Here is a 586-nt window from a genome sequence, read left to right as displayed (position 1 = left end):
AGCATCTGGAAGCCGCCGCAAATGCCCACGACATGGCCGCCGCGCTTGCGATGCGCAAGAAGGTCGCGATCCCAACCGTTCTCGCGGAATTTCAAGAGATCGCCGATTGTCGACTTCGAGCCTGGAATGACCACCAGCCCGGCATCGGCGGGCAGCGGCTTTCCCGGCGGCACGAACACCACCTCGACCTGCGGCTCAGCCTTGAGCGGGTCGAGATCGTCGAAATTGGCGATGCGGCCAAGCATCGGCACCGCCACCTTCAGCGCGCGCGCTTCGCCGGACGCCAGCCGCTCCAGCACCACCGAATCTTCCGAAGGCAAGCGTGCCGCCGCCTTCAGCCACGGAACGACACCGAAACAGCGCCAGCCCGTGAATGTCTCGATCGACTTCAGGCCGTCGTCAAACAGCGAAACGTCGCCGCGGAACTTGTTGATGAGGTAGCCGGCGATCATGCGCCGGTCCTCTTCCGGGAGGATCAGATGCGTGCCGGCCACCGAAGCGATGACGCCGCCGCGATCGATGTCGCCGACCAGCACCACGGGCACGTCGGCGCGCGTGGCAAAGCCCATATTGGCGATGTCGCGGC

At 65.4% G+C, this 586-nt stretch carries 1 pseudogene; it reads right to left on the bottom strand.

The features are described 5' to 3' along the window. A pseudogene (locus EN879_RS38135) lies at positions 1 to 586 on the bottom strand (cobyric acid synthase CobQ); the annotation flags it as partial.

Source organism: Mesorhizobium sp. M7A.F.Ca.AU.002.02.1.1 (assembly GCF_003998535.1).
Classification (GTDB): Bacteria; Pseudomonadota; Alphaproteobacteria; order Rhizobiales; family Rhizobiaceae; genus Mesorhizobium; species Mesorhizobium ciceri.
This window is presented reverse-complemented; position numbering and strand designations above follow the sequence as displayed.